Below are 26,613 nucleotides of genomic sequence, written 5' to 3' on the forward strand. Positions count from 1 at the left end.
CCACTCCTCTAGCCGTGCTGCGATCCTAGTCGATCGCGCCGAGACCGGACGGCCAACGCCGCCGGGGCGGTCATCGCCACGCCCAGCACGAGCAGTGCGACCGGCGCCGCCACGACCGTGACCAGTCCCGAGACCACCAACGGTGCGGCCAGCAGCGCTGCTGCTCGGTAGGTGCCGGCAGTGGCCAGGGCTTCGCCCCGCTCCTCGGGCCGGACCGTCTCGCTTGCCAGTGCCGGGCCGACCGTCTGCAGCAACCCGGCGCCTGCGCCCGACACCGCGAGCAGGACCGCGGCGGCCACGAGATGACCCGCGAGCGCCGCGAAACCCGCGAACCCGATGCCGGTGACCGCGATACCTGCCACGAGGAACGAGGTCAGGCGACTGGCGTGAATCCTGCCGGCGGCCGCGCCGCCGGCGATGTTGGTGGTGTTGGCCACCGCCGCAACCATGCCGATGGCGGAGGCGCTCTGCCCGGCTCCGGCGAGCACGATCGGCACGAACGAGTTCATCATCGCGCGCCAGGCGCCGGCGGCGGCGCCCGCCCAGCTCGCCAGCCCGACGCCCGCGCCGCGCCGCTGCCCACGCTTCGCGCCCTTGCTCCGGTCCGGACGCAGCGGCTCGAGCCGCATCAGCAGGGAGGCCGGCACAACCACCAGCGCGGCCGGGAGTGCCCCCGCCGCCAGGGCCCAGGAGACCGAGAGGTGCTCGATGATCGGCCCGGCGAGGAACGGGCCCACGATCTGCCCGACCCCCGAGCTCAGGTTGACCCGGGCGAGAGCGGTGACCGATGAGGGGCTCGTACGCACGGCATGCGTCTGCGCCGCGGTCCAGACGAAGCCGCGCGCCGCCCCTTGCGCCAGCTGTGAGAGCGCGAAGGCCCACCATCCTGCCGAGGCCAGCAGCACCAGGCACGAGGCCGCCATCAGCAGCCCGGCGGCGCTGACGAAGTGCTTGTCGGGAAAGCGTCGCATCAGCGCGACCATCACGGTGCGGATGCCGAGCTGTGCGCAGGCGGAGAGTGCCACCAGCACGCCGACCTCGGCCCCGCTGAACCCCGACTCGAGCGCGAACAGCGGGACGGCGACGGCCGAGAGCCCCATCGCGAAAGAGAACAGCGAGCCGCTGGCGGCCACGTAGAGCCCCTCGAAAGGTGACGGTTGACACTTCAATTCCGGGGCCATACGGTAATGGTACCTCCATTGACCCAAACAGGAGAAACATGAAACTCGCGAGTGACGTCGTCAAGTGCCAGGGCTACGGCAACTGCATCGCCGCAGATGAGAAGCACTTCGACCTCGATGACGACGGCCTGGTCGTACTTCTCGAAGAGACCGTGGCGGACGAGGACCGCACCTCGGTAGAGGCCGCCATCCGCAGCTGCCCGGTCGATGCGATCTGGCTCGAGGGCGTCGGCAGCGAGGCCGCGCAGTGAGCGATCACGTCGTCATCATCGGCGCCTCCGTCGGTGGCATCCGCACCGCCCAGGAGCTGCGCAAGCTCGGCTTCGACGGTGACATCACAGTGGTCGGGGCCGAGCACGAGCAACCGTACGACAAGCCGCCGCTGTCCAAGCAGCTGCTGCTCGGCACCCAGTCCGAGGCCGACGTCTCGCTGCTCGGGGAGGGTGGCTGGGAGGCGCTCGGCGCCACCGCCCGCCTGGGTGTGCGTGCCGAGAGTCTCGACATCGACTCGATGGAGGTCCACCTCTCCGACGGTGAGGACCTCCAGTACGACGCGTTGGTGATCGCCACCGGCGTACGTCCTCGTACGCTCGCGCCGGAGATCCACGAGCTCGACAGCGTCTTCACGGTCCGCGAGATCGCCGATGCCCGCGCCTTGCGTGAGCGGGCCGAACGCGGACCGGTCGTGATCATCGGCGCCGGGTTCATCGGTGCCGAGGCGGCCTCCTCCTTCCGCGCCCTGGGTGCCGAGGTCACCTTGGTCGAGGCGCTCGGTGCACCGTTCGGGCGTGTGCTGGGTGACGAGGTCGGTGCCCTCCTGGCAGACCTGCAGCGTGACAACGGCGTCGAGCTCCTCACCGGGGCAGCCGTCGAGACGATCGAGCAGGACGGCGACCAGGCCCTGGTCCGCCTGGCCTGCGGTCGCACCCTGAGTGCCGCCACGGTGGTCGTCGGGATCGGCTCGCTCCCCAACACCGAATGGCTCGAGGGCTCCGGCCTCAAGCTCGGCGACGGAGTCTTCACCGACGCCGGTTGCGCAGTACAGCCGGACGGTTTCGGCCCGCATGCCGAGAGCGTCTTCGCCGTCGGCGACGTGGCTCGCCAGATCGACCCGCGCACGAACAAGGACTACCGGGTCGAGCACTGGACCAATGCCGCCGAGCAGGCGTACGTCGCTGCTCGCCAGATCATGGATCCCACCATGGCGCCTGCGCCGCCCAAGGCGCCCTACTTCTGGTCCGACCAGTTCGGGCTCAAGATCCAGATGGTGGGCCGCCCCTCCGAGGCCACCTCGGTGACGGTGCACCGGCTCAGCGTCAGGGGGAGCGAGAAGACGGTCGCCGTCTACGAGAACGACGGCGCCTTCGTTGCCGCGGTCACCTTCGGCTGGCCGCGCGCCCTCGGCACCTGCCGCCAGGCCTGGGAGGCCGGCGCCACCGCGGCCGAGGTCATCGAGAAGCTCGCCGCGCTCGCCGACCAGAACGCTGTCGCCTCCGCCTGAGGCCACAGACACATCACGAAAGGGAACAACTATGACGATCGAGGATGCGCAGCCCATGCAGCGCCGCGTCGCCGACCTGGTCGACGTCGAGAACGGTGAGATCAGCCGCGAGATCTTCGTGTCCGAGCAGATCTTCAAGCAGGAGATGGAGAACCTCTTCCCGCGCGCGTGGCTCTTCGTCGGGCACGCCTCGCAGGTGCCCAACCCGGGCGACTACTTCAGCTCCTGGATGGGCTCCGACCCCGTCCTGCTGACCCGTGACGCCCAGGGTGAGATCCACGTCCTGCTCAACTCCTGCCGCCACCGCGGCATGAAGGTGTGCCGCTACGACGAGGGCAACACGATGCAGTTCACCTGCCCTTACCACGCCTGGTCGTACAGCATGGACGGGTCGCTGGTCGACGTTCCCGGTGACTTGCACGGCGTTCCGCACATGAAGACCGCCTACCAGGGCCAGCTCGACAAGGCCAAGTGGGGCCTGGTGCGTACGCCTCGCATCCACAACTACAAGGGTCTCGTCTTCGCCTGCTGGGACAAGGAGGCTCCGGACTTCCTCGACTACGTGGGTGACTTCCACTGGTGGCTGGACAACCTGGCCGACGCCTTCGACGGCACCGAGGGCGGCACCGAGGTCTTCCATGGCGTGCTCAAGTGGCGGATCAAGTCGAACTGGAAGTTCGTCTCGGAGAACTTCCTCGGCGACACCTACCACGGCGCCTCCACGCACGCCTCGGTCGAGGCCGTCGGCATCGGCCCGGGCGGCAGGGGCAAGCGTCGCCACGGCGAGCGGCAGAACCAGGGCGGCTTCTCCAAGGGCCGCATGAAGACCTCATTCCGCCTCGGCCACGGCGCCTCGGACAACCTCGAGTACGAGCTCCCCTATCCCGAGTTCGCCGAGCCCGAGCTGACCGAGTACTTCGACAAGGCATGGGAGACCCGTGCCGAGAAGCTTCGGGAGGAGGGTCGCCCGCTGGGTGGTCGCGGCCCGGCCACGCTCTTCCCGAACATGTCGATGGCTGCCGGCTTCCCGCGCTCGATCCTGGTCGCGCACCCGATCAGCTCCACCGAGACCGAGGTGTGGCGCTGGTTCCTGGTGGACAAGGACGCGCCGGAGTTCGTACGCGAGTGGCTACGCCAGTACTACATGCGCTACGGCGGCCCCGCGGGCATGACCGAGCAGGACGACATGGAGAACTGGGACTACGCGACGCAGGCGAGCCTCGGCGTGGTCGCCCGTCGCTACCCGTACAACTACCAGCAGGGCATCGGGCGGGAGAACCTGAGCGAGCTCGACCGCGCCGTCCACTCCGACCACGCCATCGCCGGCGAGGTCAACGCCCGTGGCTTCTACCGCCGCTGGACCGAGTACGTCGACAACCACTCCCAGGCCGAGCTGGCCGAGGCCGCCAAGACCGAGGAGCGGATCGCAGAGATCGAGGCGCGCGAAGCCGCCGCAGCTGCAGCCAAGGGGGAGAACGCGTGAGCACGCTGACCGAGAACGAGGGCGCCCCGCAGCTCGTCAACGACTCCGCCCTCACCAAGCCAGAGCTCCGGGACCTGCTCGCGGACATCAGCGACTTCTTCTACCGCGAGGCCGACCTGCTCGACGAGCGTCGCTACCCGGAGTGGCTCGAGATGATGGCCGAGGACTACCGCTACTCGGTTCCGCTGCGGATGAACGTGCCGTTCTCCGACGTGGCCGCCAACGAGCAGACCAGGACCGGCGAGTCCGGGGGCGAGGTGGCCTGGTTCGACGAGCCCAAGTCCACCCAGGAGATGCGCGTCACCCAGCTGATGACGGGCGTGCACTGGGCCGAGGAGCCCGTCTCGCGCGTCTCTCACCTGGTCACCAACCTGCGCCTGACGAAGGTCTCGCTGCCCGAGGTCGAGCTCTCCAGCCGCTTCCTGGTCTACCGCAACCGGGTCTCGGACGAGACCGACATCCTGGTCGGTCGCCGTTACGACGTCGTCCGCCAGGACGGCGAGGACTGGAAGCTCGTGCGTCGCAGGCTGCTGCTCGACCAGACGGTACTGACTGCGAAGAACCTCTCGATCTTCCTCTGACATCCCCCTCCGAACCAGGGCCCGGTACGTCGTACCGGGCCCTGGTTCGGCCTTTTCGGCCCTGCCGCCGCCTATGATGAACATAAACCGCAAGACAGAAAGCTTTTCCGTTGACTGAACAGCGGCCAGGTGAGCAGCCCGATTCACCGAAGTCGAAACGTACGAAACCTGCCTACGCGATCTCCTCGGTCGACAACGCGCTCCGCCTGCTCCTGATGTTCCGCGATCAGAAGCAGCTGCGTCTCTCCGACGTCTCGACCTCGCTGGGCGTTTCCCCCTCGACGGCACACCGGCTGCTGGCGATGCTGGTGCATTACGACTTCGTCCACCAGGACACCGGACACGGCGTCTACAGCGCCGGCCCCGCGCTGCTCGACATCGGCTACGGCGCCGTACGCAGCCTCGACCTTCGCAGCGTCGCCGAGCCGATCCTCGCCCGGCTGGCCCGCACCCTCGACGAGACCGTGCACCTGGCCCAGCTCGAGGCCGGCCACATCCGCTACATCGCCGGCGCCGAGTCGAGCCGACCGCTGCGCGTCGCCGACCGCACCGGCCAGCTCTTCCCTGCTCACCAGACCGCTACCGGGAAGGCGATCCTGGCCGGCCTCGAGCCGGCCCAGCTCGAGGAGGTCCTCGTAGCCGGCGACAGCCAGCTGTCCGTGGCGGAACGCGACGAGCTGGCAGGGCAGCTCGCCGAGGTCCGGGCAACCGGACACGCGGTCAACTACCGCGACGACGGGGTGGTCTCGGTGGCCGTCGCCGTCGCGAACCCGCGCGGGCTCACGGTCGGCGCGATCAACGCCTCGGCCCCGCAGAACCGGATGTCCCCCAGCCGACAGGACGAGATCGTCGGCGTCCTGTCGACGGCGGCCGCGGAGCTCGGGGCCGCGCTCGGTCACGCCTGAGGGTGGCGCCACCCGCTGTGGATCACGATGGCGGTTGTCCGGGCCGAGCCCGGACAACCGCCATCGTGTTTGTGCTCAGCTGTCGCTGAGCAGCTCAGACCCCGTCGAACGCGGCCTTCAGGATGTCGACGTACTCCGCCGGAGCGTTCATGAGCTCGGCGACCTCGGTCTGGACGGAGGCACCGTCCTTGAACACGATCGGACGACCCGCCTCGGCCCCGGCCTTTTGGAACTCCGGGTCGGTGGCCACCTTCGCGAACGCCTCACGCAGGATCTCCAGGCGCTCGGGGTCCATGTCCGGCGGGGCCGCGATGGTGCGGCCGGACTCGAGGATGTCCACGTGGTGCTGAGCGAGCTTCTTCGCCTCATCGCCCTGAGCGACCTCAAGGATCGTCGGGACGTTCGGGTACTGCTCGAGCCGTTCGCTGCCCAGGACGAGGACGGGTGTCCCGTCCTCGCTCTCCAGCGTCGAGAGCTGGCTGCTCAGTGAGCGGGAGTAGACATCGACATTGCCCTGCAGGAGAGACAGGGCCGCCTCGTCGGAGCCGCCGAAGCCGGTCACGATCTCGTTGTCGATCCCGAGCACCTGGTCGAGGACCAGCGGGTCGATGTACTCATTCGAGCCCGGCCCTGTCGCGGCAGACCGGAGGCCACCCTTCTCGGCGGCGGCGACCAGGTCCGCGTACGTGTCGATCGGCCCGGTCTGGGCGGTGATTGCGACGTCGGGCTCGGTCGTGATCTGGCCGACGTAGCTGAACTTCTCCGGCTCGTACTCGACTCCGCGCGCCTCTGCGAGCGCACCGCCGATCGTGCCGGTCATGTTCAGCAGCTGGATGGTGGTGCCGTCCGGGGTGGCCGACACCAGGCCGTTCAGCGCGACCAGTCCGCCGGCGCCGGGCTCGTTGACGACCTTGACCGTCTTCGCGCCGAGCTCCTCGGCGAGCGCCGGGGCCAGCTGACGGGCGTACTGGTCGTAGCCGCCGCCCGGATCGAACGGCACGACCAGCTCGATGGTCTCGCCCTCGAAGCTCCCCGACTGCCGCTGTTCGGGGCCGATCAGCCCTGCCGGGACCGGTTGGGTCAGGACCACGTTGAACACGAGCACCAGCACACCGGTCAGCACCGCGGCGTACGTTCCCGAGAACAGCCACGAGCGGTTGTCCTGCGATCGCAGGTAGAGCACCGTGAAGACCAGCGCCGTGGCGAACAGGCCGATGACGTACAGAGCGACGAAGAAGCCCACGAACCAGGCGAGCGTGACCACCCAGGTGGGCAGATCGGCGGTGTGGAAGACGTAGTCGAGGTCGTCCTCCAGCTCCTCCTCGGTCGTCTCCTTCTTCGGTCTCGGTGCGATCACCGAGCGGACGACCAGGAGCCCGGACAGCACCGCGCCGGCCAGCGTGATGCCACGCGGGAACACGGCAGCGCTGTGGTCCCAGCCGCGGGTGAGCAGGTAGCCCGCCACCATGAGTCCCAGCAGCAGGAGGCCACCGACCAGACCGGCGCGATCGGCCTTGCGCCGGGCAGCGGTCCGAGCGGGCCCGGCGGTCTCGGGGGAGGGGGTCTTGGAATCCACAGTCATCACGCATCCACCTTCTGCTCGTCAGAACCTCCGTCGACCCCGGCCGGGGCCCCGGCCGAGCGCGGCTCGAGCTGGTTGGCGCGGCGCTCACGGATGAAGTGCATCGCCAGGACGAGCGCCATCACGGCGCCGATGCCCAGCACGATCGGGCGGGCCAGCCAGCCGGTTCCGAAGATCTCGTTGGACAGGAAGATGTTGCGCTCCAGCACCGCCCCGAGGATGAACCCGAGCAAAAGGGGCACTCGGGGCCAGTCCCAGCGGATGCAGAGCACCCCGACCAGGGTGAAGAGCAGCATCAGGACGACATCGGCCCAGCTGCCCCGCTCGGCGAAAGCGCCGATAGAGAGGAGGAGCAGCAGGAACGGGATCAGCACCGGTCCCGAGATGCGGGTGAGCTTGGCGAGCGGGCGCACCAGCACCAGCGCCACGCCGATCGCGATCACCGTGGCCAGCAACGAGATCCACACCAGCGAGAAGGTGACGTCGAGCTCATCGGTCAGCATCTCCTTGCCCGGGTCGAGGCCCAGGATGAGGAAGGCGCCCAGCAGCACCGCGCTCGAAGCCGAGCCGGGGATACCGAACGCGACCGTCGGGATGAGCGAGCCGCAGTCCTTGGCGACACCGGTCGCGCCGGCCGCGATCACGCCCTCGACGGAACCCTTGCCGAACTCCTCGGGCTTCTTCGAGGTCGCCTTGGCCTGGCCGTACGCGACGAACTGGGCAACCGATCCGCCCATGCCCGGCACCATGGCGAGGCCGGCGCCGATCGCGCCCGACCGGATTGCGAGCCACCAGCGACTGAACGCGTCACGAACACCGGCACCGACGCCGGTGACCGAGGTGGCCTGCACCTCGCCGGAGGCGACGCTGCCCTTCGCCATCATCAGCTGCAGCACCTCGGCGCCACCGAAGAGGCCGATGACGACCGGGACGATGCTGATGCCGTCCCACAGCTCGATCATGCCGAAGGAGTAACGCGGCGCGCCCGTGGCCGGATCCAGACCGACGAGCGAGACGAGGACACCGAGCAGGCAGATGATCGCGCCCTTGAGCACGTTGCCCGACGACAGCGTGATGACGAAGGCCAGGCCGAGCATGGCCAGGGCGAAGAACTCCGGTGGCCCGAGCTGCAGGATCAGCGGACGTACGACCGGGATCAGCGCGATCAGCACCACCCCGCCGCACAGCGCGCCGAGCCCCGAGCTGGTCAGCACCGCACCGAGAGCACGGCCGGCCTGACCACGCCTCGTCATCGGGTAGCCATCGAGCACCACCGCGGCCGACGAGGCCTCGCCGGGCACGCCGAACAGGACCGAGGTGATGTCACCTGCGGTAGCAGCAACCACATACATCCCGAGAAGCAACGCAAAGGCGGGCACCGGGTCCATGCCGAACGTGAACGGCAGCAGCAACGCCAGCGTCACTGCGCCGCCCAGGCCCGGCAGGATGCCGACGACGAACCCGAGCGCGACTCCGATGACCATCATCAGGAGCGACTCGAGGGTCAGCACCTGGGCCAACCCGCTTAGTAATGCTTCACCCATATCAACTTCACTTTTTCGTAGAACAGAAATGTTTTCTAGATGTAATCCCAGTCACTCCATTCTTGTCAATGGTGACTCCATTGATTTGCCGTCGCAACCCGACAGGTTCCCCTCTCGGGTCACCTGTGGCGGGGCGATCTCCTGCTTGATCGACGGGAAGCAGTCGAATGCGAGCGGGCCGAGCTGCTCTCGAGTCGGCGGCGGGGAGCGTGTCGTACTCCACGCCTGCGAGGGAGTCGTCCTCTAGTGCAAGGCCTCCCGTGCGAGACCAGGTGACGACTGTCGGTCGCGATGGTATATTGGTCTGGCCATTAGTCATTCGTGCAGAGGAGTCGAAGTGCCCAAGGTTGTCTATGTCGACGCATCCGGTGTCGAGCGTGTCGTGGATGCAGCGCTCGGTGACAACGTCATGGCGTCGGCCGTCCGGAACGGGGTTGCCGGGATCGTCGGCGAGTGCGGAGGCAACAACTCGTGCGCGACCTGCCATGTCTGGGTGCGCGAGGAGTTCGTCGATCTGGTCGGTGGCCCCGGCGATCTGGAGGACGACCTCTTGGATCTGGGTGTCGAGGATCGACGGCCGGAGAGCCGGCTGGGGTGCCAGATCGTGATGACTGCCGAGCTGGACGGATTGGTGGTCGATGTGCCGCCGTCGCAGTCGTAGCCCTTGCTATTGGTTTAATGGTCTGATAATTATCACATAGTGTGTGGCAAGGGCCACAAGCGAAAGGACATGCAGTGCTCAGGAAAGAGATCAACGACCTGCTGACGCAGACCGGCCCGGGAACGAAGATGGGCGAGCTGTTCCGTCGTTACTGGCAGCCGGTGCTTCTCGCCGAGGAGCTGCCTGACAACGACTGTCCGCCGGTCCGGGTGAAGATCCTCTCCGAGCGGCTGATCGCGATTCGCGACAGCGAGGGCAACTACGGTCTGATGGATGAGTTCTGTGCCCACCGCGGGGTGAGCCTGTGGTTCGGCCGCAACGAGGAGGGTGGCCTGCGCTGCCCTTATCACGGCTGGAAGTACGACTACACCGGCCAGGCGATCGAGGTTCCCAGCGAGCCGGCCACCAGCAACTTCTGCGAGAACGTCAAGCTGAAGGGCTACCCGCTGGTCAAGCTCGGCGACGTGCTGTGGACCTACATGGGCGACCCTGCCCATCAGCCGCCGCTGCCCGAGTGGGAGGCCTACACCGTCCCCGAGAAGCAGAACTTCACGTCCAAGCGGCTGCAGGAGTGCAACTGGCTGCAGGCGCTCGAGGGTGGCATCGACTCCAGCCACGTCACCTTCCTGCACTCGGGCAACCTCAACACGGACCCGCTGTTCAAGGGCTCCAAGGGCAACGAGTACAACGCCGGTGACCTCAAGCCGTTCTTCGAGGTCGTCGACTACGAGGGCGGCCTGCTCATCGGTGCCCGCCGCAACGCGGAGGAGGGCCATTACTACTGGCGCGTGACGCCGTGGGTGCTGCCCAACTTCACCATGGTTCCGCCGCGCGCCGACCACCCGATGCACGGCCATTTCTGGGTCCCGATCGACGATGACAACTGCTGGGCCTGGAGCTTCGACTACCACCCCACTCGCGAGCTCACCGACACCGAGGTCGAGGCGATGCGGGCCGGCAAGGGTGTCCACAGCGCCAACGACGAGGCCTACCGTCCGCTGGCCAACAAGGACAACGACTACCTGATGGACCGCGAGGCCCAGAAGCGGGGCGAGACGTACTCCGGCATCCATGGCATCGCGCTGCAGGACTCCTCGCTGCAGGAGTCGATGGGCCCGGTGGTCGACCGCACCAAGGAGCGCCTCGTCGCCACCGACGCCGGCATCATCAAGGCCCGCCAGAAGCTCCGCAAGGCCGCGTTGGCCCTGGCCGAGGGCGTCGAGCCCGTCGGCAACCGTGCCCAGGACCAGAGGGTGCGCTCGGTCGCCGCCGTGCTCCCCAAGGACCAGCCCTTCGTCGAGGGCATCGGCGAGGCGATGGTCGCCAGGCCGGGTGTCCCGCAGACCACGGTCTGAGGAGGAGCCTGTGTCAACACCCACCCAGATCAGCAGCTGCGCCCGAGCGACGACCACGGAGGAGGCGCAGTTCCGCATCGACTACCCGCTCGCGGCGGCCCGCAACACCCGGGTGATCGCCCTCGACGCCGCTGCCGAGACGATCGTCCGTACGGCCGCGGCACAGGACTGGGGTCAGGCCCGGTTCTACGTCGCGCATGACCCGGGACACGACCTGGTCACCATGGACGGTGAGACCGTCCCGCTCGCCGGCGAGCTCGAGCACAGCAACACGGTCGTGATGGTGTCGACCACGGGCGCGAGCGCGGAGGCGGCCGCGACCATCGGCGCGGCCTGCAAGGTGCGCGGCATCATGACGGCCGGCCTGGTCGTCACCCCTGGGCAGCTGAGCAGCGAGGCCCTCCTCACGCTGCGGCCGTACGCCCGGATCCTGCTGGTACCCGCCGACGAGGACGACCTGGTCGAGCTGTTGAGAGCGACGCGCGCATGAGCACTGAGAAGATCACCCTGCAACGACTGCGGGAGATGAAGCGGACCGGCGAGAAGAGCGTCTGCGTCGTCGCCTGGGACTACCAGATGGCCCGGATCGCCGACCGTGCCGGCGTCGACATCGTCTCCGTCGGTGACACGGTCGGAGTCAACCTCTGGGGCCACGACAACCCGCTCGAGGTCACCATGGAGGAGATGATCGTCGTCGCCAAGGCTGTCCGTCGCGGTGTCACGCGGGCCCTGGTGAGCGTCGACTTCCCCTACGGCCCGCTCCAGGAGGGCACCGACGCTGCCGTCCGGGCAGCCATCAGGCTGGTCAAGGAGACGGGCGTCGACATGGTCAAGCTCGACGGTGCGGCCGACTATCCCGAGGCCGTCGAGGCGGTCGTACGTGCCGGGATCCCGGTCTTCGCCCAGTTCGGCATCACCCCGCAGACCGCGTTGCGGTACGGCGTCGCGTACACCGGGGCGGCGACGGCCGCGGACGCGGTCTCGGAGGAGATGCGCGCCGAGATGATCGTCGACGCGAAACGGCTCGAACGGGCCGGTGCCTCCCTGCTGAACTTCACCAACTCCGGGCCCGAGGTCGGGCCGGCCGTGGTCGCGGCCGTCGGCGTGCCGGTGCTCGGCGGCTTCGGTGGCGGTCCGTGGCTGGACGGCCGGATCAGGATGGCGACGGCGGCGATCGGCTACCACGCCAAGTGGCTCGACTCCGAGCCGGACACCTACGCCAACGTCGCCAGGACCGCGTACGACTCGCTGAGCGCGTACGCCGCCGACGTCCGTGCTGCCCGCCAGATCCGCGGCGGCGTCCCCGTGCCGCCGCCCAGCTGAGAACCAGGAGCAGAGCATGCCGTACGTCGACATCGACGGCATCAGGACCAGGTACGAGACGGTCGGTGACGGCCCGCCGATCCTGATGTTCAGCCCGGGTGGGTTCGACTCGAGCCTCGACAACTGGACCCACTTCGGGCGCTACCGCGACCTCGGGTTCGTCGAGGCGTTCAAGGACCGCTACACCTGCGTCGTCTTCGACCGCCGCGAGTCGGGGCAGTCCGGAGGGCGCGTGGAGCGGCTGGACTGGCCGGACTACGTGACCCAGGCGCTCGGCCTCCTCGATCACCTCGGGATCGGGCGGGCGCACACGATGGGCGGCTGCGTGGGTTGCTCGACGGCGGCCGCACTCGCGGTCGCGGCACCCGATCGGGTGCGGAGCATGGTGCTGTTCTCCCCGGCCGGCGGCCCCCGCTACCGGCAGGCCCAGCATCGCCGGTTCGTCCAGCATCTCGCCTACGCCGCCGAGCACGGCCTGCAGGCCGTCGTCGACCTCGCCCGCTCCACCACGGCCGGGTTCAGCAAGGACCCGCGCGTGGGCCCCTGGGCCGCGCCGCTGCGTACCGACGAGGCCTTCGCGAAGGCGTACGTCGCCATCGACCCGGCGCGCTACGACCTGATCGTGACCGGGGCGGTGCGCGGGCTCTTCGACCGCGACACCGTGCCCGGGGTCGAGGCGGAGGATCTGATGACCCTCGACGTACCGGCGCTGATCGTGCCCGGGCAGGACACCTCGCACGCGCCGTCAGCGGCGCGCTACCTGGAGGAGTGCCTGCCGGTGCACGAGTACTGGGACGTCCCGGTCACCGAGCAGACCCCGCAGACCGCGCCGGCACGGATCCTCGCCTTCTTGGACAAGCACGGTTTGGACGAGCACGGGTCGGCCCTGCGTTGACCCTCGTTCTGCTGCGCCATGGCGAGAGCGAGTGGAACGCCACCGACAGGTTCGCCGGCTGGTCCGATGTCGGGCTCACCGCGACCGGGCGCGACGAGGCGCGCGCGGCCGGCCGGCTGCTGCTCGCTGACGGCCTGGTCCCGGACGTCGTGCACACCTCCCGGCTGACTCGCGCGGTCGACACCGCCGACCTCGTGCTGGAGGGCTGTGGTGGTCGGGACGTCGGCGCCCTGCGGACCGAGCTGCTCAACGAGCGGCACTACGGGGCGCTGCAGGGGATGCGCCGCAGCGACGCGGTCGCGCGTTACGGCGCCGGGCCGGTCGCCCGCTGGCGGCGCGGCATCGACGCCCGGCCGCCGCGCGACGCCGAGCGCCGGGGCGAGAGCCTCGCCGACGTACGCACCCGGCTGGAGCCGTACGTGGTCAGCATCCTGCTGCCGCAGGTGGCCGCGGGCCGCACCGTGCTCGTGGTCTCGCACGGCAACACCATCCGGATGCTGCGGCGACTGGTCGAGGGGCTGACCGACGAGCAGGCCTGCGCCCTGGAGGTGCCCACCGGGCGGCCCGTCGTGATCGCTCAGCGCCCGGTATCGTACGCCTCGATCTGAGCCAGCCGCGCGGCGTGCACGCCGCCCTTGAAGGGTGTGCGCAGCCAGATCTCGACCAGCTCGAGTGCGGTGGCGTCGTCGAGCGCCTTGGCCGGGATGATCATGACGTTGGCGTCGTTGTTGCCGCGGGAGATCTCGGTGGCCCAGCGGGACCAGGCGATGCCTGCGCGGATGCCGGGACGCCGGTTGCAGGCGATCGACTCCCCGGAGCCGCTGCCGCCGATGATGATCCCGCCGTCGGCGCGGCCCATGAGGATGTCGTCGCACACGGTGGCGCACAGCGGCGGGTAGTGCACCTCGCCGGCCGCCGCGTCGGTGCCATGGTCGGTCAGGCGGTGCCCGGCCGCCGAGAGGCGCTCGCCGACGAGGGCCTTGAGTGCGACGCCGTTGTGGTCGGCGGCGAGCGCCAGCCGCCGAGGGGTCATCCCTCCAGCCCGAGGGTCTCGGCGGGGAAGACGTTCTCGAGAGCGAGCGGCTTGGTCAGGATCCCCTGCGCGATCGCGTTCTCCATGAGCTTCTCCAGGACGGCGCGGTTGGGCTCGACCCCGTAGGGCAGCGGGTCGATCTGGCCGGTCACCTCGGTGAACCTGGCGAAGCTGCGGTCCTGCTTCGTCTCCGCGCGCCCGTCCTGGAGCCGCGCGAGATAGCGGCGCTTCGCCTCGGTGAAGGCCTCGAAGAGCGCGGTCGCCAGGCCGGGGTTCGCCTGGAGCAGCTCGTCACGGACCACGACGAGATGGTTCACGGGGATGAAGCCGGTCTCCTTCAGCGAGTCCCATGCGGCGCTCTCCGGGAGCAGCGAGACGACGGCGTCGTTCTCGATGCCCGCGTTGACGACCGCATCGAGCTCGCCGGCGAGCAGCAGCTCCTCCAGGGTGCGGCCTTCGGGCGCGGGCTCGACGTTGGCCGGCGGAACGTACGTCGCCACGTGCTCGTCACCGGAGAGGACCCAGGTGACCGAGGACAGGTCGAGGCCCGCGTCGGCGAGGGCCGCCCGGGCCCACACGCCCGCGGTGACGGTGTAGCCGCGGTTCACGCCGACGCGCTTGCCGGCCAGATCGGCGGCGGTCCTGATCGGTCCCTCCGCGAGCACCTGGGTCTTGCCGTGGTGGAAGTCGCGGACGATGAAGATCGGCAGCGCGGTGAACCTCGCCCCGTGCTCCTTGGCGGTCAGGTAGGTCGTCACGGCGAGCTCGGCGACGTCGTACTCCTCGTCTCGCACCATCTTGCGGAAGCCCTTGACCAGGACGGGCTCGTCGGCGAAGGACAGCGTCCAGCCGTCCGGTTCGACCTCGTGCGAGATCAGCGCCTGGTTCGCGCCCTGGGCGCGGGTGAGGGTCTTCAGCTCCGGCATCGGCTCTCCTGACGTGAGGCGGGGGAGAGGAGCATCGGGTGACCCCTCTCACTTTTGAATGATAGTGTTGGTCATACCATTCTGCCAATGTCCGTTCACGAGGGAGAGTCCATGACCGACAAGGTGCTCGCGGCAGTCCGCACCGCACCCGGCACGACCGAGATGCGCGAGTTCGACAGGCCCGAGATCGATGCCGACTCGGCCCTGCTCCGGGTCGAGGTCGCCGGTATCTGCGGCACCGACGTGAAGCTCTACTCCAGCCCGCCGACCACCCCTGCCACCAAGGGCGAGGTGATCATGGGCCACGAGAACGTCGGGGTCATCGCCGAGGCCGGCGAGAACTTCCTGCGCCGCCACGACGTCGAGATCGGCGACCGCATCTTCCTGGAGCACTACGTCGCCTGCTTCAGCTGCGAGTGGTGCCGGATCGGCGAGTACCGCCACTGCGAGGCGACCGACTGGCGCACCAACCCCGATGCCCGCCGCTTCGGCTACACCTCCGCCGGCTTCGAGGGCACCCTGTGGGGCGGCTTCTCGGAGTACATGTATCTGCCCTGGAACTCGGTGATGCACAAGATCCCCGACTCCATCACCGCCGAGGAGGCCGGCCTGGTGATGCCGCTCTCCAACGGCATCGAGTGGGCCCTGCTCACCGCCGGGGTCGGCTACAACCACACCGTCCTGATCCAGGGCCCCGGCCAGCAGGGGCTCGCCCAGCTGGTCGCCGCCAAGACCGCCGGTGCTGCCCAGGTCATCGTCTCCGGCACCACCCGCGACGCGAAGCGCTTCGAGCTCGCCGAGGAGCTCGGCGCCGACGCGACGATCGACGTCCTCACCGAGGACCCGCGCGAGAAGGTGATGGACCTGACCGGCGGGCGCGGCGTCGACTTCGTCCTCGACTGCACCTCCCGAGCCGGCACCGCCCCGGTGCTGCTCGGCGTCGACGTCCTCAAGCGCCGCGAGGGAACGATGCTGATCCAGGGTGAGCTCGCCGCCTTCCCCGACTTCCCGGTCAAGAAGGTGACCGAGAAGTCGATCACGATCAAGTCCGCGCGCGGCCACTCGTTCAACGCCTGCGAGCTCGCGGTCGCCCAGCTCGCCTCGCACCGCTACCCGCTGGAGAAGCTGGCCACCCACCGCTACGGCATCGACCAGGTCGACCACGCCATCCGGGTGCTCGCCGGTGAGACCGCCGAGGACGCGATCCACGTCTCGATGATGCCCGACATGATCGGCCAGGCCGGCGGGGCGGTGCGCTGATGCCGATCGTCGTCACCAACCCGCCGCGCGCCGACCGTGCGACCGTGGATGCACTGGCCACCTACGGCGTCGCGACGGTGCACGAGGCCCAGGGCCGCACCGGTCTGCTCGGGTCCCACCTCAACCCGGTCCAGCAGGGCGTACGCATCGCCGGGAACGCCGTCACCGTCACCGTCGCCCCCGGCGACAACACCACGATCGGGGTCGCGGTCGAGCAGTGCGGCGAGGGCGACGTCCTCGTGGTGGCGCCGACCGCGCCATGCGACATGGGCTACTTCGGGGACCTGCTCGCCACCTCGCTCCAGGCCCGCGGCGTACGCGGCCTGGTGATCGAGGCGGGCGTACGCGACGTCGCGGACCTCAACGAGATGGGCTTCCCCGTCTGGGCCAAGGCGATCTCCGCCGAGGGCACCGCCAAGGGCAACCTCGGCGACGTCAACGTGCCCATCAGCATCGCCGGCCGCATCGTCCGCCCCGGCGACGTGATCATCGCCGACGACGACGGGGTCGTCGTCGTGCCGCGGACGCGTGCCGCGGACGCGCTCGCCGCGTCGAAGGCGCGCGAGGAGAAGGAGGCGAAGGCACGGGCCCGCTACCAGGCCGGCGAGATCGCGCTCGACGTCAACAACATGCGTCCCCTGGTCGAGAGGGCGGGCACCCGCTACGTCGACTACGAGGACTGGGTCAAGGAGCAGCAGGCATGATCATCGACGTCCACGGTCACTACACGACCACTCCGCGAGAGCACCAGGACTTCCGCGACGGCCTGCTCGCCAGGCTCGCCGACCCGGCGGCGCCGGTGCCCTTTCCCGCGTCGATCAGCGACGACCAGATCCGGGAGAGCATCGAGCACAACCAGCTCAAGATCCTGCGTGAGCGCGGCGCCGACTTCATGCTCTTCTCGCCGAAGGCCTCTGGCATGGAGCACCACGTCCCCGACCGGGATGTCGCGGTCCACTGGGCCCGCACCTGCAACGACCTGGTCCACCGCGTCACGGAGCTCTTCCCGGACAGCTTCGCCCCGGTCGCGCAGCTGCCGCAGACCCCGGACGGCTCGCTCGGCCGAGTCGTCAAGGAGATCCGGCGGGTGGTCACTGAGCTCGGCTTCGTCGGGGTGAACCTCAACCCGGACCCGTCCGGCACCTGGTCCGGCGTCCCGATGACCGACCCGTACTGGTTCCCGGTCTACGAGGCGCTCGAGGAGCTCGAGGTCCCCGCGATGGTCCACGTCTCGACCGCCTGCAACCTCAACTTCCACACCCTCGGTGCCCACTACCTCAACGCCGACACCAGCGTCTTCGTGCAGCTGCTCGGCTCGGACCTGTTCGAGCGGTTCCCGGGGCTCCGGTTCGTGATCCCGCACGGTGGCGGCGCGGTGCCCTACCACTGGGGGCGCTTCCGCGGCCTGGCGATGCGCTATGGCTGGCAGGACCCGGCGAAGCTGCTCGACAACGTCTTCTTCGACACGGCCGTCTACCACCAGCCCGGCATCGACCTGCTGACCCGGGTGATCCCAGCGGAGAACATCCTGTTCGCCTCCGAGATGCTCGGTGCCGTACGCGGCGCCGACCCGGAGACCGGCCTGGAGTGGGACGACACGCTCAGCTATGTCGAGGCCTCCGGGCTGTCGGGCCCCGAGCTCCGCCAGGTGTACGAGGCGAACGTACGCCGCGTCTACCCGCGGCTGGACCAGAGACTGACCGCGATGGGCCGCTGATGGGGAACCTGCGACTGTCCTTTGCCTGCGGCGACTACGACCGCACCCGCGCCCTGGAGGACGGGTCGGTCCGTGCCGACGGGATCGACCTGACGTACCTGCGGCTGCCAGTGGAGGAGACCTTCTTCCGGATGGCGCGCCACCAGGAGTTCGACGTCGCCGAGATGTCGCTGTCGACCTACCTGGCCACGCTGGACCGCGACCCGGCCCCGTTCGTGGCGCTGCCGGTGTTCACCTCGCGGCAGTTCCGTCACGGCGGCATCTTCGTCAATGCCGAGGCCGGCATCGAGAAGCCCTCGGACCTGCGCGGCATGAGGGTCGGCAACGCCGAGTTCCAGCTGACCGCGAACGTGTGGATCCGCGGCATCCTGGCCGACGAGCACGACGTGCCGCCGGACTCGGTCTCCTATCTCACCGGCGGGCAGGAGGCACCCGGCCGGATCGAGAAGGGCGCGATCAGCACCCGCTTCGAGGTCACGCCGATCCCGCCCGGCCGGACGCTCAACGAGATGCTCCACACCGGTGAGATCGACGCGTTCTACGGTCCCCGGATCCCGAGCTCGTTCGGGCGCGGCGACGGCCGCGTGCGCCGGCTGTTCCCGGACATGGTGGCCGCCGAGAAGGACTACTACGCCAGCACCGGGATCTTCCCGATCATGCACGTGGTCGCGATCCGGCGCGAGGTCTACGAGCGGCACCCGTGGGTCGCCCAGTCGCTGACCAAGGCGCTCACCATCGCCAGGAATCAGGCGTACGAGCGGATCTACGACGCCTCCGCACTGCGGTTCATGGAGCCCTGGCTGATGCCCCACCTCGAGGAGGCGCGCGCCGTGCTCGGCCCGGACTACTGGTCCTACGGCCTGGACGCGAACCGGCACGTCCTCGACGTCTTCTGCCGCTACCACCACGAGCAGGGGCTCTCCTCGGCCCGGCGTACGCCTGAGGAGCTCTTCGCCCCGGAGGCGACGGAGTCGTTCGTGATCTGAGACCGGCCCGCCTCGGCGGCCGGGGAAGGGGAGAGGTCGATGGATCTGCGTCATCTCCGCTACTTCGCGGCCGTCGCGGAGACCTGCCATTTCGGTCGTGCGGCGGAGCGGCTCCAGGTCGCCCAGCCCGCGCTCTCGCTGAAGGTGCGTCAGCTCGAGGAGGAGCTCGGGGTGACGCTCTTCAGGCGGACGACGCGGCAGGTGACGTTGACGACCGCGGGGGAGTTCCTCAAGGCAGAGACGGACCAGCTCTTCGGGCGCCTGGACGACACGATCGCCGGCGTACGCCGGTTGTCGGCCGGACAGGCCGGCCTGCTCCGGATCGGGATGAACGGCACCACTGCCTTCTCGCACCTCCCGCGGATCGCCCGGATCGTGAAGCGGGCCCTGCCGAACGTCGCGCTCGGGATCCACGCCGACATGCTGACCCCTGCGCAGTGCGAGCGGCTGCGCGACGGGACGCTCGAGATCGGCATCCTGCGGCCGCCCGTGCTGGGCCGGGACCTGCGCACCGCGCCGTTCATCTCGGAGTCCCTGGTGCTGGCGCTCCCGGCGGCGCACCGGCTGGTCCGGGCGGCGCGGGTCTCGCTGACCGACCTGCGTGAGGAGTCCTGGGTCGGCTACAGCAGCCCGCACTCGGCGCTCAACGAGCGGGTCACCCGACTGTGTGCCGGAGCGGGATATGCCCCGCGTCGTGAGCACGAGGCGGCCGGGGGATCGGTGCTCCTGGCGCTCGTCGCTGCCGGGCTCGGGGTGGCGATCGTGCCCGAGGGGGTGCGCTCGCACCCGTTGCAGGGCGTCGTCTTCCGGGACCTTCCCGAGGCGGGGACGCTGGACCTGGTGCTGGGCTACCGCGCCGGAGCGGCCAACCCACTTGTCGAGGCAGTGGTCCCGCTGCTGTCCGCTGCCGGGGTGCTCTGAGCGACTCAGAACGTTTCGTTCTGGATCGAGAGCAAATGCGCACGGACCTGGCACCGGTCATTGACGGGTGTGACGGGCGTCATATGGACTGACCAAAGAACATTAGTCCATTGCTGGAGGTTGCCCGTGCCGAGATATCGCCTGACCGTCGACACCGGAGGCACGTTCTCCGACTTCGTGCTGCTCGAGGAAGACACCGGCCGGCACCGGATCCTCAAGGTCCCGTCCACGCCGGACGACCCCGGCCGAGCGGTCCTCGACGGACTCGACGTCCTCGAGTCCGAGGGGATCGCCGCGCGCGACATCGTCTTCTTCTCCCACGGCACGACCGTGGCGACGAACGCGCTGCTGGAGGAGAAGGGCGCGAACGTCGGCCTGGTCGTGACCGAGGGGTTCACCGGCATCTACGAGACGATGGAGCAGAGCAGGCCGTACGGTCCCGCGGTCTTCGACCTGGGCTACCAGAAGCCGGCGCTGCTCGCTCCCGGGCGCCGGACCGGGGAGGCTGCCGAGCGCATCGCCGCCGACGGCGCGGTCCGCGCTGCTCTCGACGAGGGCTCGGTCGAGCGGCTGATCACCCGCTTCGAGGAGCAGGGCGTGGAGGCCGTCGCGGTCTGCCTGCTCTTCGCCTTCATGAACGACACCCACGAGCGCCGCGTCAAGGAGATGCTGCTCGAGGCGCACCCGGAGTGGTGGGTCTCGACCTCCTCGGAGCTGCTTCCGCAGATCCGGGAGTACTTCCGGCTCAGCACCGTCGTGATCAACGCGTACGTCTCCCCGATCCTGGGCCGCTACGTGCGAAAGCTCGAGGGCGAGCTCGACGAGCGCAAGGTCGCCCCGGAGGCCCGCTTCACGATGCAGTCCAACGGCGGCTCGGCCCCGTTCGCCTTCACGGCCGGCCGCGCGGTCGGCACCATCCTCTCCGGACCGGCCGGGGGAGTGACCGCGGGCAGCGCGCTGAGCCGCGACACCGGCGCACCGAACATCATCACCTTCGACATGGGCGGCACCAGCACCGATGTCGCCCTGATCCAGGACGGCGAGCCGGTCATCACCGACCGGTCCAAGATCGACGGCCGCGACATCGCGATCCCGATGCTCGACATCACCACGGTGGCCGCGGGCGGCGGGACGATCTCCCGGGTCGACCGGTACGGCGCGCTGCACGTCGGACCGGCCTCCGCCGGTGCGGTGCCGGGACCCGCCTGCTACCTGCGCGGTGGCACTGAGCCGACGACGACCGACTGCAACGTGGTCCTCGGCTACCTCGACTCCGGCGCCCTGCTCGGCGGGGCGATGACGATCGACAGGTCGCTGGCCGAGGAGGCCGTGCGGACCGGTCTCGCCGACCCGCTCGGCATGGACCTGCTCAGGGCCGCCGAGGGTCACGTGAAGGTCATCGACGTCCAGATGGGCGAGGCGGTCAAGTCGATCTCGACCGAGCGTGGCTTCGACCTGCGCGAGTTCGCGCTGGTGCCCTTCGGCGGGGCGGGGCCGCTGCACGCCTGCCGCATCGCGCGAGACCTCGGCCTGGCGAAGGTCGTGATCCCGCTGTATCCGGGCGCCTTCTCGGCCCTGGGCCTGCTCATGTCCGACGTCAAGCACGACTACCTGCGCAGCCGGCTCTCCGACATCGCCGCCGTCGACCCGGCCGCGATGACCGCGCTCTTCGAGGATCTACGCAGGCAGGGCGAGGAGCAGCTCCGCGCCGAGGGCTTCGCCGAGCACGAGATGGCGTTCCGCTACTACGCCGACCTGCGCTACGCGGGGCAGGGCTATGAGAACCCGGTCCCGCTCTCCGGTCTCCCGCGGACCCCGCAGGACGTCGCCGCGATCCGCGCCGACTTCGACGTGATCCACGAGCAGTGCCATGGGCACAACGCCCCGGGTCAGCCCGTCGAGGTCGTCAACTACCGGGTCGAGGCGTACGGCCGGGTGCCCTCGGTCGAGCTGGCCGCCGTCGAGGAGGCCACCGGGCCGGCGACCGACGCGGTGGTCGGGACGCGCGAGGCGTACTTCTCCGAGGTCTCGCCGACGCCGTTCCCGGTGAGCGTCTACCAGCGCGAGAAGCTCCGTGCCGGTCACACCTTCGACGGGCCCGCCCTGATCGACCAGTACGACTCGACGACCGTGGTCTGTCCCGGGCAGCACGTCACCGTCGACCCGCTCGGCAACCTGATCGTGGAGAACAGCTGATGACCACCATCTCCGAGAAGACCGTCGACGCGATCACCGTCGAGGTGATCAGCCAGAGCCTGGGCGGCATCGTCCAGGAGATGCAGAACGCCCTGTTCTGCACCGGCTACTCGACCATCGTCCGCGAGTCGCGCGACGCGAGCTGCGCGATCCTCGACCCCTCGGGGCGGGTGCTGTCGCAGTTCACCGTGCTGCCCCTGCACCTGGGTGCCTTCCCGGCCTGCGTCGAGGCGCTGCTCGAGCGCTATCCCGCCGAGACCCTGGCGGCCGGCGATGCCTTCGTCGTCAACCACCCCTACTACGGCGGCAGCCCGCACGCGCCCGACATGGCGCTGATCTCGCCGATCGTGCTGGACGGGAGGCTGTTCGGCTTCAGCGCCTCCATCGCGCACAAGAGCGACATCGGCGGCATGGTCCCGGGCAGCAGCTCGGGCCAGGCCCGGGAGATCTTCCACGAGGGCCTGATGCTGCCGCCGGTGCGGTTCATGGCCGCCGGCACCGTGGTGCAGGAGGTCGAGACGATCCTGGCCGCCAACAGCCGTACGCCCGAGCTGGTCCTGGGCGATCTCAGCGGTCAGGTCGGTGCGACCGGGCTGGGCGCCGCGCGGGTCGCCGACCTGTGCGCGAAGCACGGTGCCGACGTCGTCGCGGCGGCCGGCGAGCGGCTCTACCTGCTGACCGAGCACCGCGTCCGCGCCGCGGTCGCGGAGTGGCCCGACGGCGTCTACACCGGCAGCGCCAAGGTGCACAGCGACGGTCTGGAGGGTGGCGAGCCCATCGTCGTACGGGTCTCGGTGACCATCGCGGGGGACCGGGCGATCTTCGACTGGACCGCCTCCGACGACCAGGTCGTCGGGCCGTACAACATCCGGCCGCCGCTGGTCCGGGCGGTGTGCAGCTACGCCCTCAAGTGCCTCGTCGACCCGGACCTGCCCTCCAACGAGGGGCTCACCCTCGCCGTGGAGAGCCGCACCCGCCCCGGCTCCTGCCTCGAACCGCACATCCCGGCACCGGTCAACACCTACATGCCGATCGCCAACGTGGCCGCCGAGGCCGTCTTCGACGCGCTCGCCGAGATCCTGCCGCTGGCTCGGATGGCGGAGAGCAGCCGCGGGATCAGCGGCACCCTGGCCCACCTCGACGAGGGCGGCCGGTTCCCGAGGGTGCAGTACGAGCTGCCGGCCGGTGCGATCGGCGCCCGCGCCGACGCAGACGGCGTCTCGGCCTCCAAGGCGCACGTCGCCAACGGGACCATCACCCCGATCGAGATCATCGAGTCGGAGTTCCCCGTCGAGCTGGTCCGCTTCGAGCTGGTCCCCGACTCCGGCGGGCCGGGACGCCACCGCGGCGGTCTGGCGTACGTCCGTGAGTACCGCATGCACGGCGGCGGCCAGTTCAGCAGCCGCGTGGGCCAGATGCTCTCGGCGCCGGACGGGCGCGAGGGCGGCCGGCCGGGGTCTCCCGGAGCGACGGTCGTCAACCCGGGTACGCCGCACGAGCACGTCATCGTGTCCGCGGACGGCACCTATCGACTGCATGCTGGTGACGTCCTGCGCCGCGAGATGACCGGCGCCGGCGGCTACGGCGACCCGCTGACTCGCCCGGTCGAGGAGGTCCTCACCGATGTCCTCGACGGCTACGTGACCCTCGCCGGCGCCCGCCGTGACTACGGCGTCGCACTGGTCCCCGACGGCGCGGGCTGTCGCGTCGACGAACACGAGACCGCGCGGCTTCGCGCTGCGGTGTGACCACCCCGAGAACCTGCCGAGAACCCAGGAGAGACAGATGAGATTCGAGAACAAGGTCGTCCTCGTCACCGGGGCCGGCCGCAACGTCGGCGCGGCGGTGGCCAAGCGGTTCGCCGACGAGGGGGCCACGGTCGCCGTGGTCGACCTCGACGCCGACCGCGGTCAGCGCACCGTCGCCGAGATCGAGGAGACCCACCCGGGCGCTGCCCGGTTCTTCACGTGCGACGTCTCCGAGAGCGCCGAGGTGCAGGCGCTGGTCGTCAGCGTCGTCGAGCAGCTCGGCGGCATCGACGTGCTGGTCAACAACGTCGCGATCACCGACCGCGGCGCCACCGTGCTGGACCTCGAGGAGGAGGTCTGGCACCGCGTCCTGAAGGTGACGCTCGACAGCGTCTTCCTCTGCAGCAAGTACGTCGGGCGGCACATGGTCGCGACCGATCGGCAGGGCGCGATCATCAATATCGGCTCGACCTCCGGTTTCCACGGCCGTCCCAACGCGCTGGTCTACGGCGTCGCCAAGTCCGGCGTGCTCAACATGTCGCGCTCGATGGCCAACCAGCTCGGCGGCCACGGGATCCGGGTCAACACCGTCATCCCCAACAAGGTCGGCTCGCCCGTCGGCGAGGAGGTCGAGCCCGAGGGCCGCAAGCGGGAGAACCTGCTCGGCCGCGGTGGCCGGCCCGAGGACATCGCCGCCGCCGTGGCGTTCATGGCCTCCGACGACGCCGGCTTCGTGACCGCCGCCGACCTGCTGGTCGACGGCGGCTTCTTCCACGGCAGCCGCTGACGCATCACCAACTGGTTCGAGGAAAGGAACACAACGAGATGACGCAGAGTGTGGGAGTCATCGGCCTGGGCGCGATGGGTCGCCCGATGGCCGAGCATCTGGTGGACGCGGGGGTGCCGACCTCGGTGCTCGACGTGGACACCGAAGTTCGTCGATCAGTCGTCGACCGTGGCGCGAAGGCCGCGGAGACGCTGACGGAGATCGCGGACAACGACGTGATCCTGGTCGTGGTCCCCTCCGACACGGACGTACGCACCGTCTGTCTCGGTGAGGACGGGCTGCTGTCCGCGCCCAGGCCGGGCTCGGTGATCGTGATCAGCGCCTCGGTCACCCCCGAGACGTGCGAGGAGATCGCGAAGGCGGGAGCGCCGCACGGCGTCTCCGTCCTCGACGCCGCGCTGACCGGTGGCGTACGCGGTGCCGAGAACGGTGAGATCAACCTGCTCGTCGGTGGCGAGGAGGCCGTGCTCGACACCATTCGCCCCTGCCTCGAGCCGTGGACCAAGGCCGTCCACCACCTCGGCCCGCTCGGGTCGGGCCAGGTCGGCAAGACGGTCAACAACCTGTGCCACTGGATCCAGATCGCCGGCATCCACGAGGCGATGCTGCTGGGTCGCCGACTCGGGGTGGACCCGTCCCGGCTGCGCGAGGCTCTCTACGACAGCCCGGCGAACAGCACGACGCTGCACGAGATCCAGGAGATGCGCTTCACCTGGTGGAGGAAGGACATCGACAACGCCCGCAGGATGGCCGAGCCGATCGGCTATCCGATGCCGATGACCGACCAGGCGTACGAGCAGATGGCCGGCATCACCCCCGACCGGATCAACACCCTGCTGATCCAGGACCTCGACCCCGACGCGGAGAGAGAGCAGTCATGAAGACCTACACCGGACTGGTCGCTGCGGCCGCCATCGCCTCGCTCGTGCTCACCGGCTGCGGTGGCGGCGCGGGTAGCGTCGCCGCCGTCGGCAACCAGGAGAACATCGAGAAGGCCGCCGACGTCTACGAGAGGTTCAACGACCTCGAGGGCGAGGAGCGGATGACGCAGCTGGTCGAGGCCGCCGAGAAGGAGGGCAGGCTCTCGGTCTACTCGACCCTGACGCCGGAGTCCGCCCCGGTCGTGGAGAAGGCGTTCGAGGCTGCGTACGACATCGAGGTCGACATGCCGCGGATGTCGTCGGAGGACGTCATCACCAAGGTCGACACCGAGCAGGCGGGCGGCAACGACAAGGGTGCCGACGTGCTCGAGCTCAACGGGTTCGAGCTCACCGCGCTGGCCGCCGAGGGGCATCTCGGCGAGTTCACCGGTCCCGAGCGCGACCTCATCGTCGCGGAGGGACAGAAGGACGGCTGGACGGCCGACCGGCTCAACCGGTTCGTCGTCGCCCGCAACACGCAGAAGCTGGCCGATGCGGACTGGCCGACGCGGCTCGAGGACTTCGCCGACCCGAAGTACCGGGGGAAGCTGTCCATGGAGATCAACGAGGTCGACTGGTTCATGGCCCTGCGTGGCTACTACATGGACGAGAAGGGGATGAGCGAGCAGGAGGTCACCGACCTCTTCAAGGCCATCGCCGCGAACTCCGCGATGGTCGACGGTCACGCCGCCCAGATGAGCCAGCTCGCCGCAGGCAAGTACGCCGTCGCGATGTCGACCTACGACTACCAGACCGCCGGCGTGGCCAAGACCGGTGCGCCGTTGTCGTACGAGCCCGTGGTCCAGCCCATCGTGCAGCGCCCCAACGGCGTCGCCCTGATGAACAGCGCCCCGCACCCCGCCGCCGCCTACCTCTTCTACGTGTGGATCCTGACCGACGGCCAGCAGGTCCTCCGGGAGGCGGGCCTGACCTCCGCGCTGAAGAAGGACGCCGGTGCCGGGCTCGCCGACGGCACCGAGATCGTCTCCGTCGACGTCGACAAGCTGAAGGACGAGTTCGACACCTATCAGGACATGTACGCGGAGGTGACCGGACAGAAGTAGGACTAGGGTGACGGGGCGGGTGCGGGAACCGGCACCCGCCCCGC

Annotated in this window: 26 protein-coding genes; 21 read left to right on the forward strand and 5 right to left on the reverse strand. The window is 69.4% G+C overall.

Annotated features, from left to right (window positions below):
• Nucleotides 1–8 precede the first annotated feature (8 nt).
• A complete protein-coding gene (locus ACZ6WN_RS23480) occupies nucleotides 9–1,181 on the reverse strand; it encodes an MFS transporter (protein ID WP_465868054.1) in 1,173 nt (390 codons plus the stop codon).
• 38 nt (nucleotides 1,182–1,219) lie between these two features.
• Between ACZ6WN_RS23480 and ACZ6WN_RS23485 the strand changes: the two genes are divergently transcribed.
• The 5 genes from ACZ6WN_RS23485 (at nucleotide 1,220) to ACZ6WN_RS23505 (ending at nucleotide 5,651) form a co-directional block, all read left to right on the forward strand.
• Nucleotides 1,220–1,432, forward strand: coding sequence for a ferredoxin (locus tag ACZ6WN_RS23485; RefSeq protein ID WP_465868055.1), 213 nt, complete (start codon nucleotides 1,220–1,222; stop codon nucleotides 1,430–1,432).
• Entirely contained in the window at nucleotides 1,429–2,682 is a 1,254-nt protein-coding gene (locus tag ACZ6WN_RS23490) for an NAD(P)/FAD-dependent oxidoreductase (RefSeq protein ID WP_465868056.1), read from the forward strand. The genes ACZ6WN_RS23485 and ACZ6WN_RS23490 overlap by 4 nt, the downstream gene beginning before the upstream one ends.
• Before the next feature lie 31 nt (nucleotides 2,683–2,713).
• Nucleotides 2,714–4,165, forward strand: coding sequence for an aromatic ring-hydroxylating oxygenase subunit alpha (locus tag ACZ6WN_RS23495; RefSeq protein WP_465868058.1), 1,452 nt, complete (start codon nucleotides 2,714–2,716; stop codon nucleotides 4,163–4,165).
• Complete coding sequence (locus tag ACZ6WN_RS23500) at nucleotides 4,162–4,746, forward strand: 3-phenylpropionate/cinnamic acid dioxygenase subunit beta (protein ID WP_465868060.1); 585 nt, start codon at nucleotides 4,162–4,164, stop codon at nucleotides 4,744–4,746. Before ACZ6WN_RS23495 ends, ACZ6WN_RS23500 begins: the two co-directional genes overlap by 4 nt.
• Nucleotides 4,747–4,856: 110 nt before the next feature.
• Nucleotides 4,857–5,651, forward strand: coding sequence for an IclR family transcriptional regulator (locus ACZ6WN_RS23505; RefSeq protein ID WP_465868062.1), 795 nt, complete (start codon nucleotides 4,857–4,859; stop codon nucleotides 5,649–5,651).
• A gap of 94 nt (nucleotides 5,652–5,745) precedes the next feature.
• On the opposite strand, the gene ACZ6WN_RS23510 is transcribed toward ACZ6WN_RS23505, so the two are convergent.
• Nucleotides 5,746–7,233: a Bug family tripartite tricarboxylate transporter substrate binding protein gene (locus ACZ6WN_RS23510; protein WP_465868064.1), complete on the reverse strand. Its 1,488-nt coding sequence runs from the start codon at nucleotides 7,231–7,233 to the stop codon at nucleotides 5,746–5,748.
• Nucleotides 7,233–8,744 (reverse strand): tripartite tricarboxylate transporter permease, encoded by a 1,512-nt coding sequence (locus tag ACZ6WN_RS23515; protein ID WP_465868066.1) that lies wholly within the window; start codon nucleotides 8,742–8,744, stop codon nucleotides 7,233–7,235. Before ACZ6WN_RS23515 ends, ACZ6WN_RS23510 begins: the two co-directional genes overlap by 1 nt.
• A 370-nt stretch (nucleotides 8,745–9,114) precedes the next feature.
• Between ACZ6WN_RS23515 and ACZ6WN_RS23520 the strand changes: the two genes are divergently transcribed.
• From ACZ6WN_RS23520 to ACZ6WN_RS23545, 6 genes are all read left to right on the forward strand, one after another.
• Nucleotides 9,115–9,438 (forward strand): 2Fe-2S iron-sulfur cluster-binding protein, encoded by a 324-nt coding sequence (locus ACZ6WN_RS23520; RefSeq protein ID WP_465868067.1) that lies wholly within the window; start codon nucleotides 9,115–9,117, stop codon nucleotides 9,436–9,438.
• A 74-nt stretch (nucleotides 9,439–9,512) separates the two neighbouring features.
• A complete protein-coding gene (locus tag ACZ6WN_RS23525; protein ID WP_465868068.1) occupies nucleotides 9,513–10,793 on the forward strand; it encodes a Rieske 2Fe-2S domain-containing protein in 1,281 nt (426 codons plus the stop codon).
• Between the two features lie 10 nt (nucleotides 10,794–10,803).
• A complete protein-coding gene (locus ACZ6WN_RS23530; RefSeq protein WP_465868070.1) occupies nucleotides 10,804–11,283 on the forward strand; it encodes a hypothetical protein in 480 nt (159 codons plus the stop codon).
• Nucleotides 11,280–12,116 (forward strand): 3-methyl-2-oxobutanoate hydroxymethyltransferase, encoded by an 837-nt coding sequence (locus ACZ6WN_RS23535; RefSeq protein WP_465868071.1) that lies wholly within the window; start codon nucleotides 11,280–11,282, stop codon nucleotides 12,114–12,116. The genes ACZ6WN_RS23530 and ACZ6WN_RS23535 overlap by 4 nt, the downstream gene beginning before the upstream one ends.
• A 16-nt stretch (nucleotides 12,117–12,132) precedes the next feature.
• Nucleotides 12,133–13,011, forward strand: a complete 879-nt coding sequence (locus ACZ6WN_RS23540) for an alpha/beta fold hydrolase (RefSeq protein WP_465868072.1) — start codon at nucleotides 12,133–12,135, stop codon at nucleotides 13,009–13,011.
• On the forward strand, nucleotides 13,008–13,619 hold the full coding sequence (locus ACZ6WN_RS23545; RefSeq protein WP_465868073.1) for a 2,3-bisphosphoglycerate-dependent phosphoglycerate mutase: 612 nt from the start codon (nucleotides 13,008–13,010) through the stop codon (nucleotides 13,617–13,619). The genes ACZ6WN_RS23540 and ACZ6WN_RS23545 overlap by 4 nt, the downstream gene beginning before the upstream one ends.
• Here ACZ6WN_RS23545 and ACZ6WN_RS23550 read toward each other — a convergent pair.
• Together ACZ6WN_RS23550 and ACZ6WN_RS23555 are read right to left on the reverse strand one after the other, a co-directional pair.
• Nucleotides 13,589–14,044, reverse strand: a complete 456-nt coding sequence (locus tag ACZ6WN_RS23550) for an RpiB/LacA/LacB family sugar-phosphate isomerase (protein ID WP_465868074.1) — start codon at nucleotides 14,042–14,044, stop codon at nucleotides 13,589–13,591. The genes ACZ6WN_RS23545 and ACZ6WN_RS23550 overlap by 31 nt on opposite strands.
• The gene (locus ACZ6WN_RS23555; protein WP_465868076.1) at nucleotides 14,041–14,970 is read right to left on the reverse strand and encodes an ABC transporter substrate-binding protein; all 930 of its coding nucleotides are present in this window, start codon (nucleotides 14,968–14,970) and stop codon (nucleotides 14,041–14,043) included. Before ACZ6WN_RS23555 ends, ACZ6WN_RS23550 begins: the two co-directional genes overlap by 4 nt.
• Before the next feature lie 87 nt (nucleotides 14,971–15,057).
• Here ACZ6WN_RS23555 and ACZ6WN_RS23560 point away from each other — a divergent pair, with 87 nt between their 5' ends.
• From ACZ6WN_RS23560 to ACZ6WN_RS23605, 10 genes are all read left to right on the forward strand, one after another.
• Nucleotides 15,058–16,230: a zinc-dependent alcohol dehydrogenase gene (locus ACZ6WN_RS23560; RefSeq protein WP_465868078.1), complete on the forward strand. Its 1,173-nt coding sequence runs from the start codon at nucleotides 15,058–15,060 to the stop codon at nucleotides 16,228–16,230.
• Nucleotides 16,230–16,934: a 4-carboxy-4-hydroxy-2-oxoadipate aldolase/oxaloacetate decarboxylase gene (locus tag ACZ6WN_RS23565; RefSeq protein WP_465868080.1), complete on the forward strand. Its 705-nt coding sequence runs from the start codon at nucleotides 16,230–16,232 to the stop codon at nucleotides 16,932–16,934. The genes ACZ6WN_RS23560 and ACZ6WN_RS23565 overlap by 1 nt, the downstream gene beginning before the upstream one ends.
• Nucleotides 16,931–17,947, forward strand: a complete 1,017-nt coding sequence (locus ACZ6WN_RS23570; protein ID WP_465868082.1) for an amidohydrolase family protein — start codon at nucleotides 16,931–16,933, stop codon at nucleotides 17,945–17,947. Before ACZ6WN_RS23565 ends, ACZ6WN_RS23570 begins: the two co-directional genes overlap by 4 nt.
• Complete coding sequence (locus ACZ6WN_RS23575) at nucleotides 17,947–18,933, forward strand: substrate-binding domain-containing protein (RefSeq protein ID WP_465868084.1); 987 nt, start codon at nucleotides 17,947–17,949, stop codon at nucleotides 18,931–18,933. The genes ACZ6WN_RS23570 and ACZ6WN_RS23575 overlap by 1 nt, the downstream gene beginning before the upstream one ends.
• Before the next feature lie 39 nt (nucleotides 18,934–18,972).
• Nucleotides 18,973–19,854, forward strand: coding sequence for a LysR substrate-binding domain-containing protein (locus tag ACZ6WN_RS23580; protein ID WP_465868086.1), 882 nt, complete (start codon nucleotides 18,973–18,975; stop codon nucleotides 19,852–19,854).
• A gap of 126 nt (nucleotides 19,855–19,980) precedes the next feature.
• Nucleotides 19,981–22,050 carry a hydantoinase/oxoprolinase family protein gene (locus tag ACZ6WN_RS23585; RefSeq protein ID WP_465868088.1) on the forward strand — a complete coding sequence of 690 codons (2,070 nt, stop codon included), beginning with the start codon at nucleotides 19,981–19,983 and terminating at the stop codon, nucleotides 22,048–22,050.
• Nucleotides 22,050–23,798, forward strand: a complete 1,749-nt coding sequence (locus tag ACZ6WN_RS23590) for a hydantoinase B/oxoprolinase family protein (protein WP_465868090.1) — start codon at nucleotides 22,050–22,052, stop codon at nucleotides 23,796–23,798. Before ACZ6WN_RS23585 ends, ACZ6WN_RS23590 begins: the two co-directional genes overlap by 1 nt.
• A gap of 37 nt (nucleotides 23,799–23,835) precedes the next feature.
• Nucleotides 23,836–24,585, forward strand: a complete 750-nt coding sequence (locus ACZ6WN_RS23595) for an SDR family NAD(P)-dependent oxidoreductase (RefSeq protein ID WP_465868092.1) — start codon at nucleotides 23,836–23,838, stop codon at nucleotides 24,583–24,585.
• A gap of 38 nt (nucleotides 24,586–24,623) precedes the next feature.
• Nucleotides 24,624–25,466, forward strand: coding sequence for an NAD(P)-dependent oxidoreductase (locus ACZ6WN_RS23600; protein WP_465868094.1), 843 nt, complete (start codon nucleotides 24,624–24,626; stop codon nucleotides 25,464–25,466).
• The gene (locus ACZ6WN_RS23605; RefSeq protein ID WP_465868095.1) at nucleotides 25,463–26,569 is read left to right on the forward strand and encodes an ABC transporter substrate-binding protein; all 1,107 of its coding nucleotides are present in this window, start codon (nucleotides 25,463–25,465) and stop codon (nucleotides 26,567–26,569) included. Before ACZ6WN_RS23600 ends, ACZ6WN_RS23605 begins: the two co-directional genes overlap by 4 nt.
• Nucleotides 26,570–26,613: the final 44 nt, after the last annotated feature.

This window comes from Nocardioides sp. NPDC054178 (genome assembly GCF_055585005.1).

Coding starts and splice junctions, on each gene's coding strand:
- ACZ6WN_RS23480 (WP_465868054.1), bottom strand. CDS start 1,181: ATGGCCCCGGAATTGAAGTGTCAACCGTCACCTTTCGAGGGGCTCTAC.
- ACZ6WN_RS23485 (WP_465868055.1), top strand. CDS start 1,220: ATGAAACTCGCGAGTGACGTCGTCAAGTGCCAGGGCTACGGCAACTGC.
- ACZ6WN_RS23495 (WP_465868058.1), top strand. CDS start 2,714: ATGACGATCGAGGATGCGCAGCCCATGCAGCGCCGCGTCGCCGACCTG.
- ACZ6WN_RS23510 (WP_465868064.1), bottom strand. CDS start 7,233: ATGACTGTGGATTCCAAGACCCCCTCCCCCGAGACCGCCGGGCCCGCT.
- ACZ6WN_RS23535 (WP_465868071.1), top strand. CDS start 11,280: ATGAGCACTGAGAAGATCACCCTGCAACGACTGCGGGAGATGAAGCGG.
- ACZ6WN_RS23540 (WP_465868072.1), top strand. CDS start 12,133: ATGCCGTACGTCGACATCGACGGCATCAGGACCAGGTACGAGACGGTC.
- ACZ6WN_RS23550 (WP_465868074.1), bottom strand. CDS start 14,044: ATGACCCCTCGGCGGCTGGCGCTCGCCGCCGACCACAACGGCGTCGCA.
- ACZ6WN_RS23555 (WP_465868076.1), bottom strand. CDS start 14,970: ATGCCGGAGCTGAAGACCCTCACCCGCGCCCAGGGCGCGAACCAGGCG.
- ACZ6WN_RS23560 (WP_465868078.1), top strand. CDS start 15,058: ATGTCCGTTCACGAGGGAGAGTCCATGACCGACAAGGTGCTCGCGGCA.
- ACZ6WN_RS23565 (WP_465868080.1), top strand. CDS start 16,230: ATGCCGATCGTCGTCACCAACCCGCCGCGCGCCGACCGTGCGACCGTG.
- ACZ6WN_RS23570 (WP_465868082.1), top strand. CDS start 16,931: ATGATCATCGACGTCCACGGTCACTACACGACCACTCCGCGAGAGCAC.
- ACZ6WN_RS23575 (WP_465868084.1), top strand. CDS start 17,947: ATGGGGAACCTGCGACTGTCCTTTGCCTGCGGCGACTACGACCGCACC.
- ACZ6WN_RS23580 (WP_465868086.1), top strand. CDS start 18,973: ATGGATCTGCGTCATCTCCGCTACTTCGCGGCCGTCGCGGAGACCTGC.
- ACZ6WN_RS23590 (WP_465868090.1), top strand. CDS start 22,050: ATGACCACCATCTCCGAGAAGACCGTCGACGCGATCACCGTCGAGGTG.
- ACZ6WN_RS23595 (WP_465868092.1), top strand. CDS start 23,836: ATGAGATTCGAGAACAAGGTCGTCCTCGTCACCGGGGCCGGCCGCAAC.
- ACZ6WN_RS23600 (WP_465868094.1), top strand. CDS start 24,624: ATGACGCAGAGTGTGGGAGTCATCGGCCTGGGCGCGATGGGTCGCCCG.
- ACZ6WN_RS23605 (WP_465868095.1), top strand. CDS start 25,463: ATGAAGACCTACACCGGACTGGTCGCTGCGGCCGCCATCGCCTCGCTC.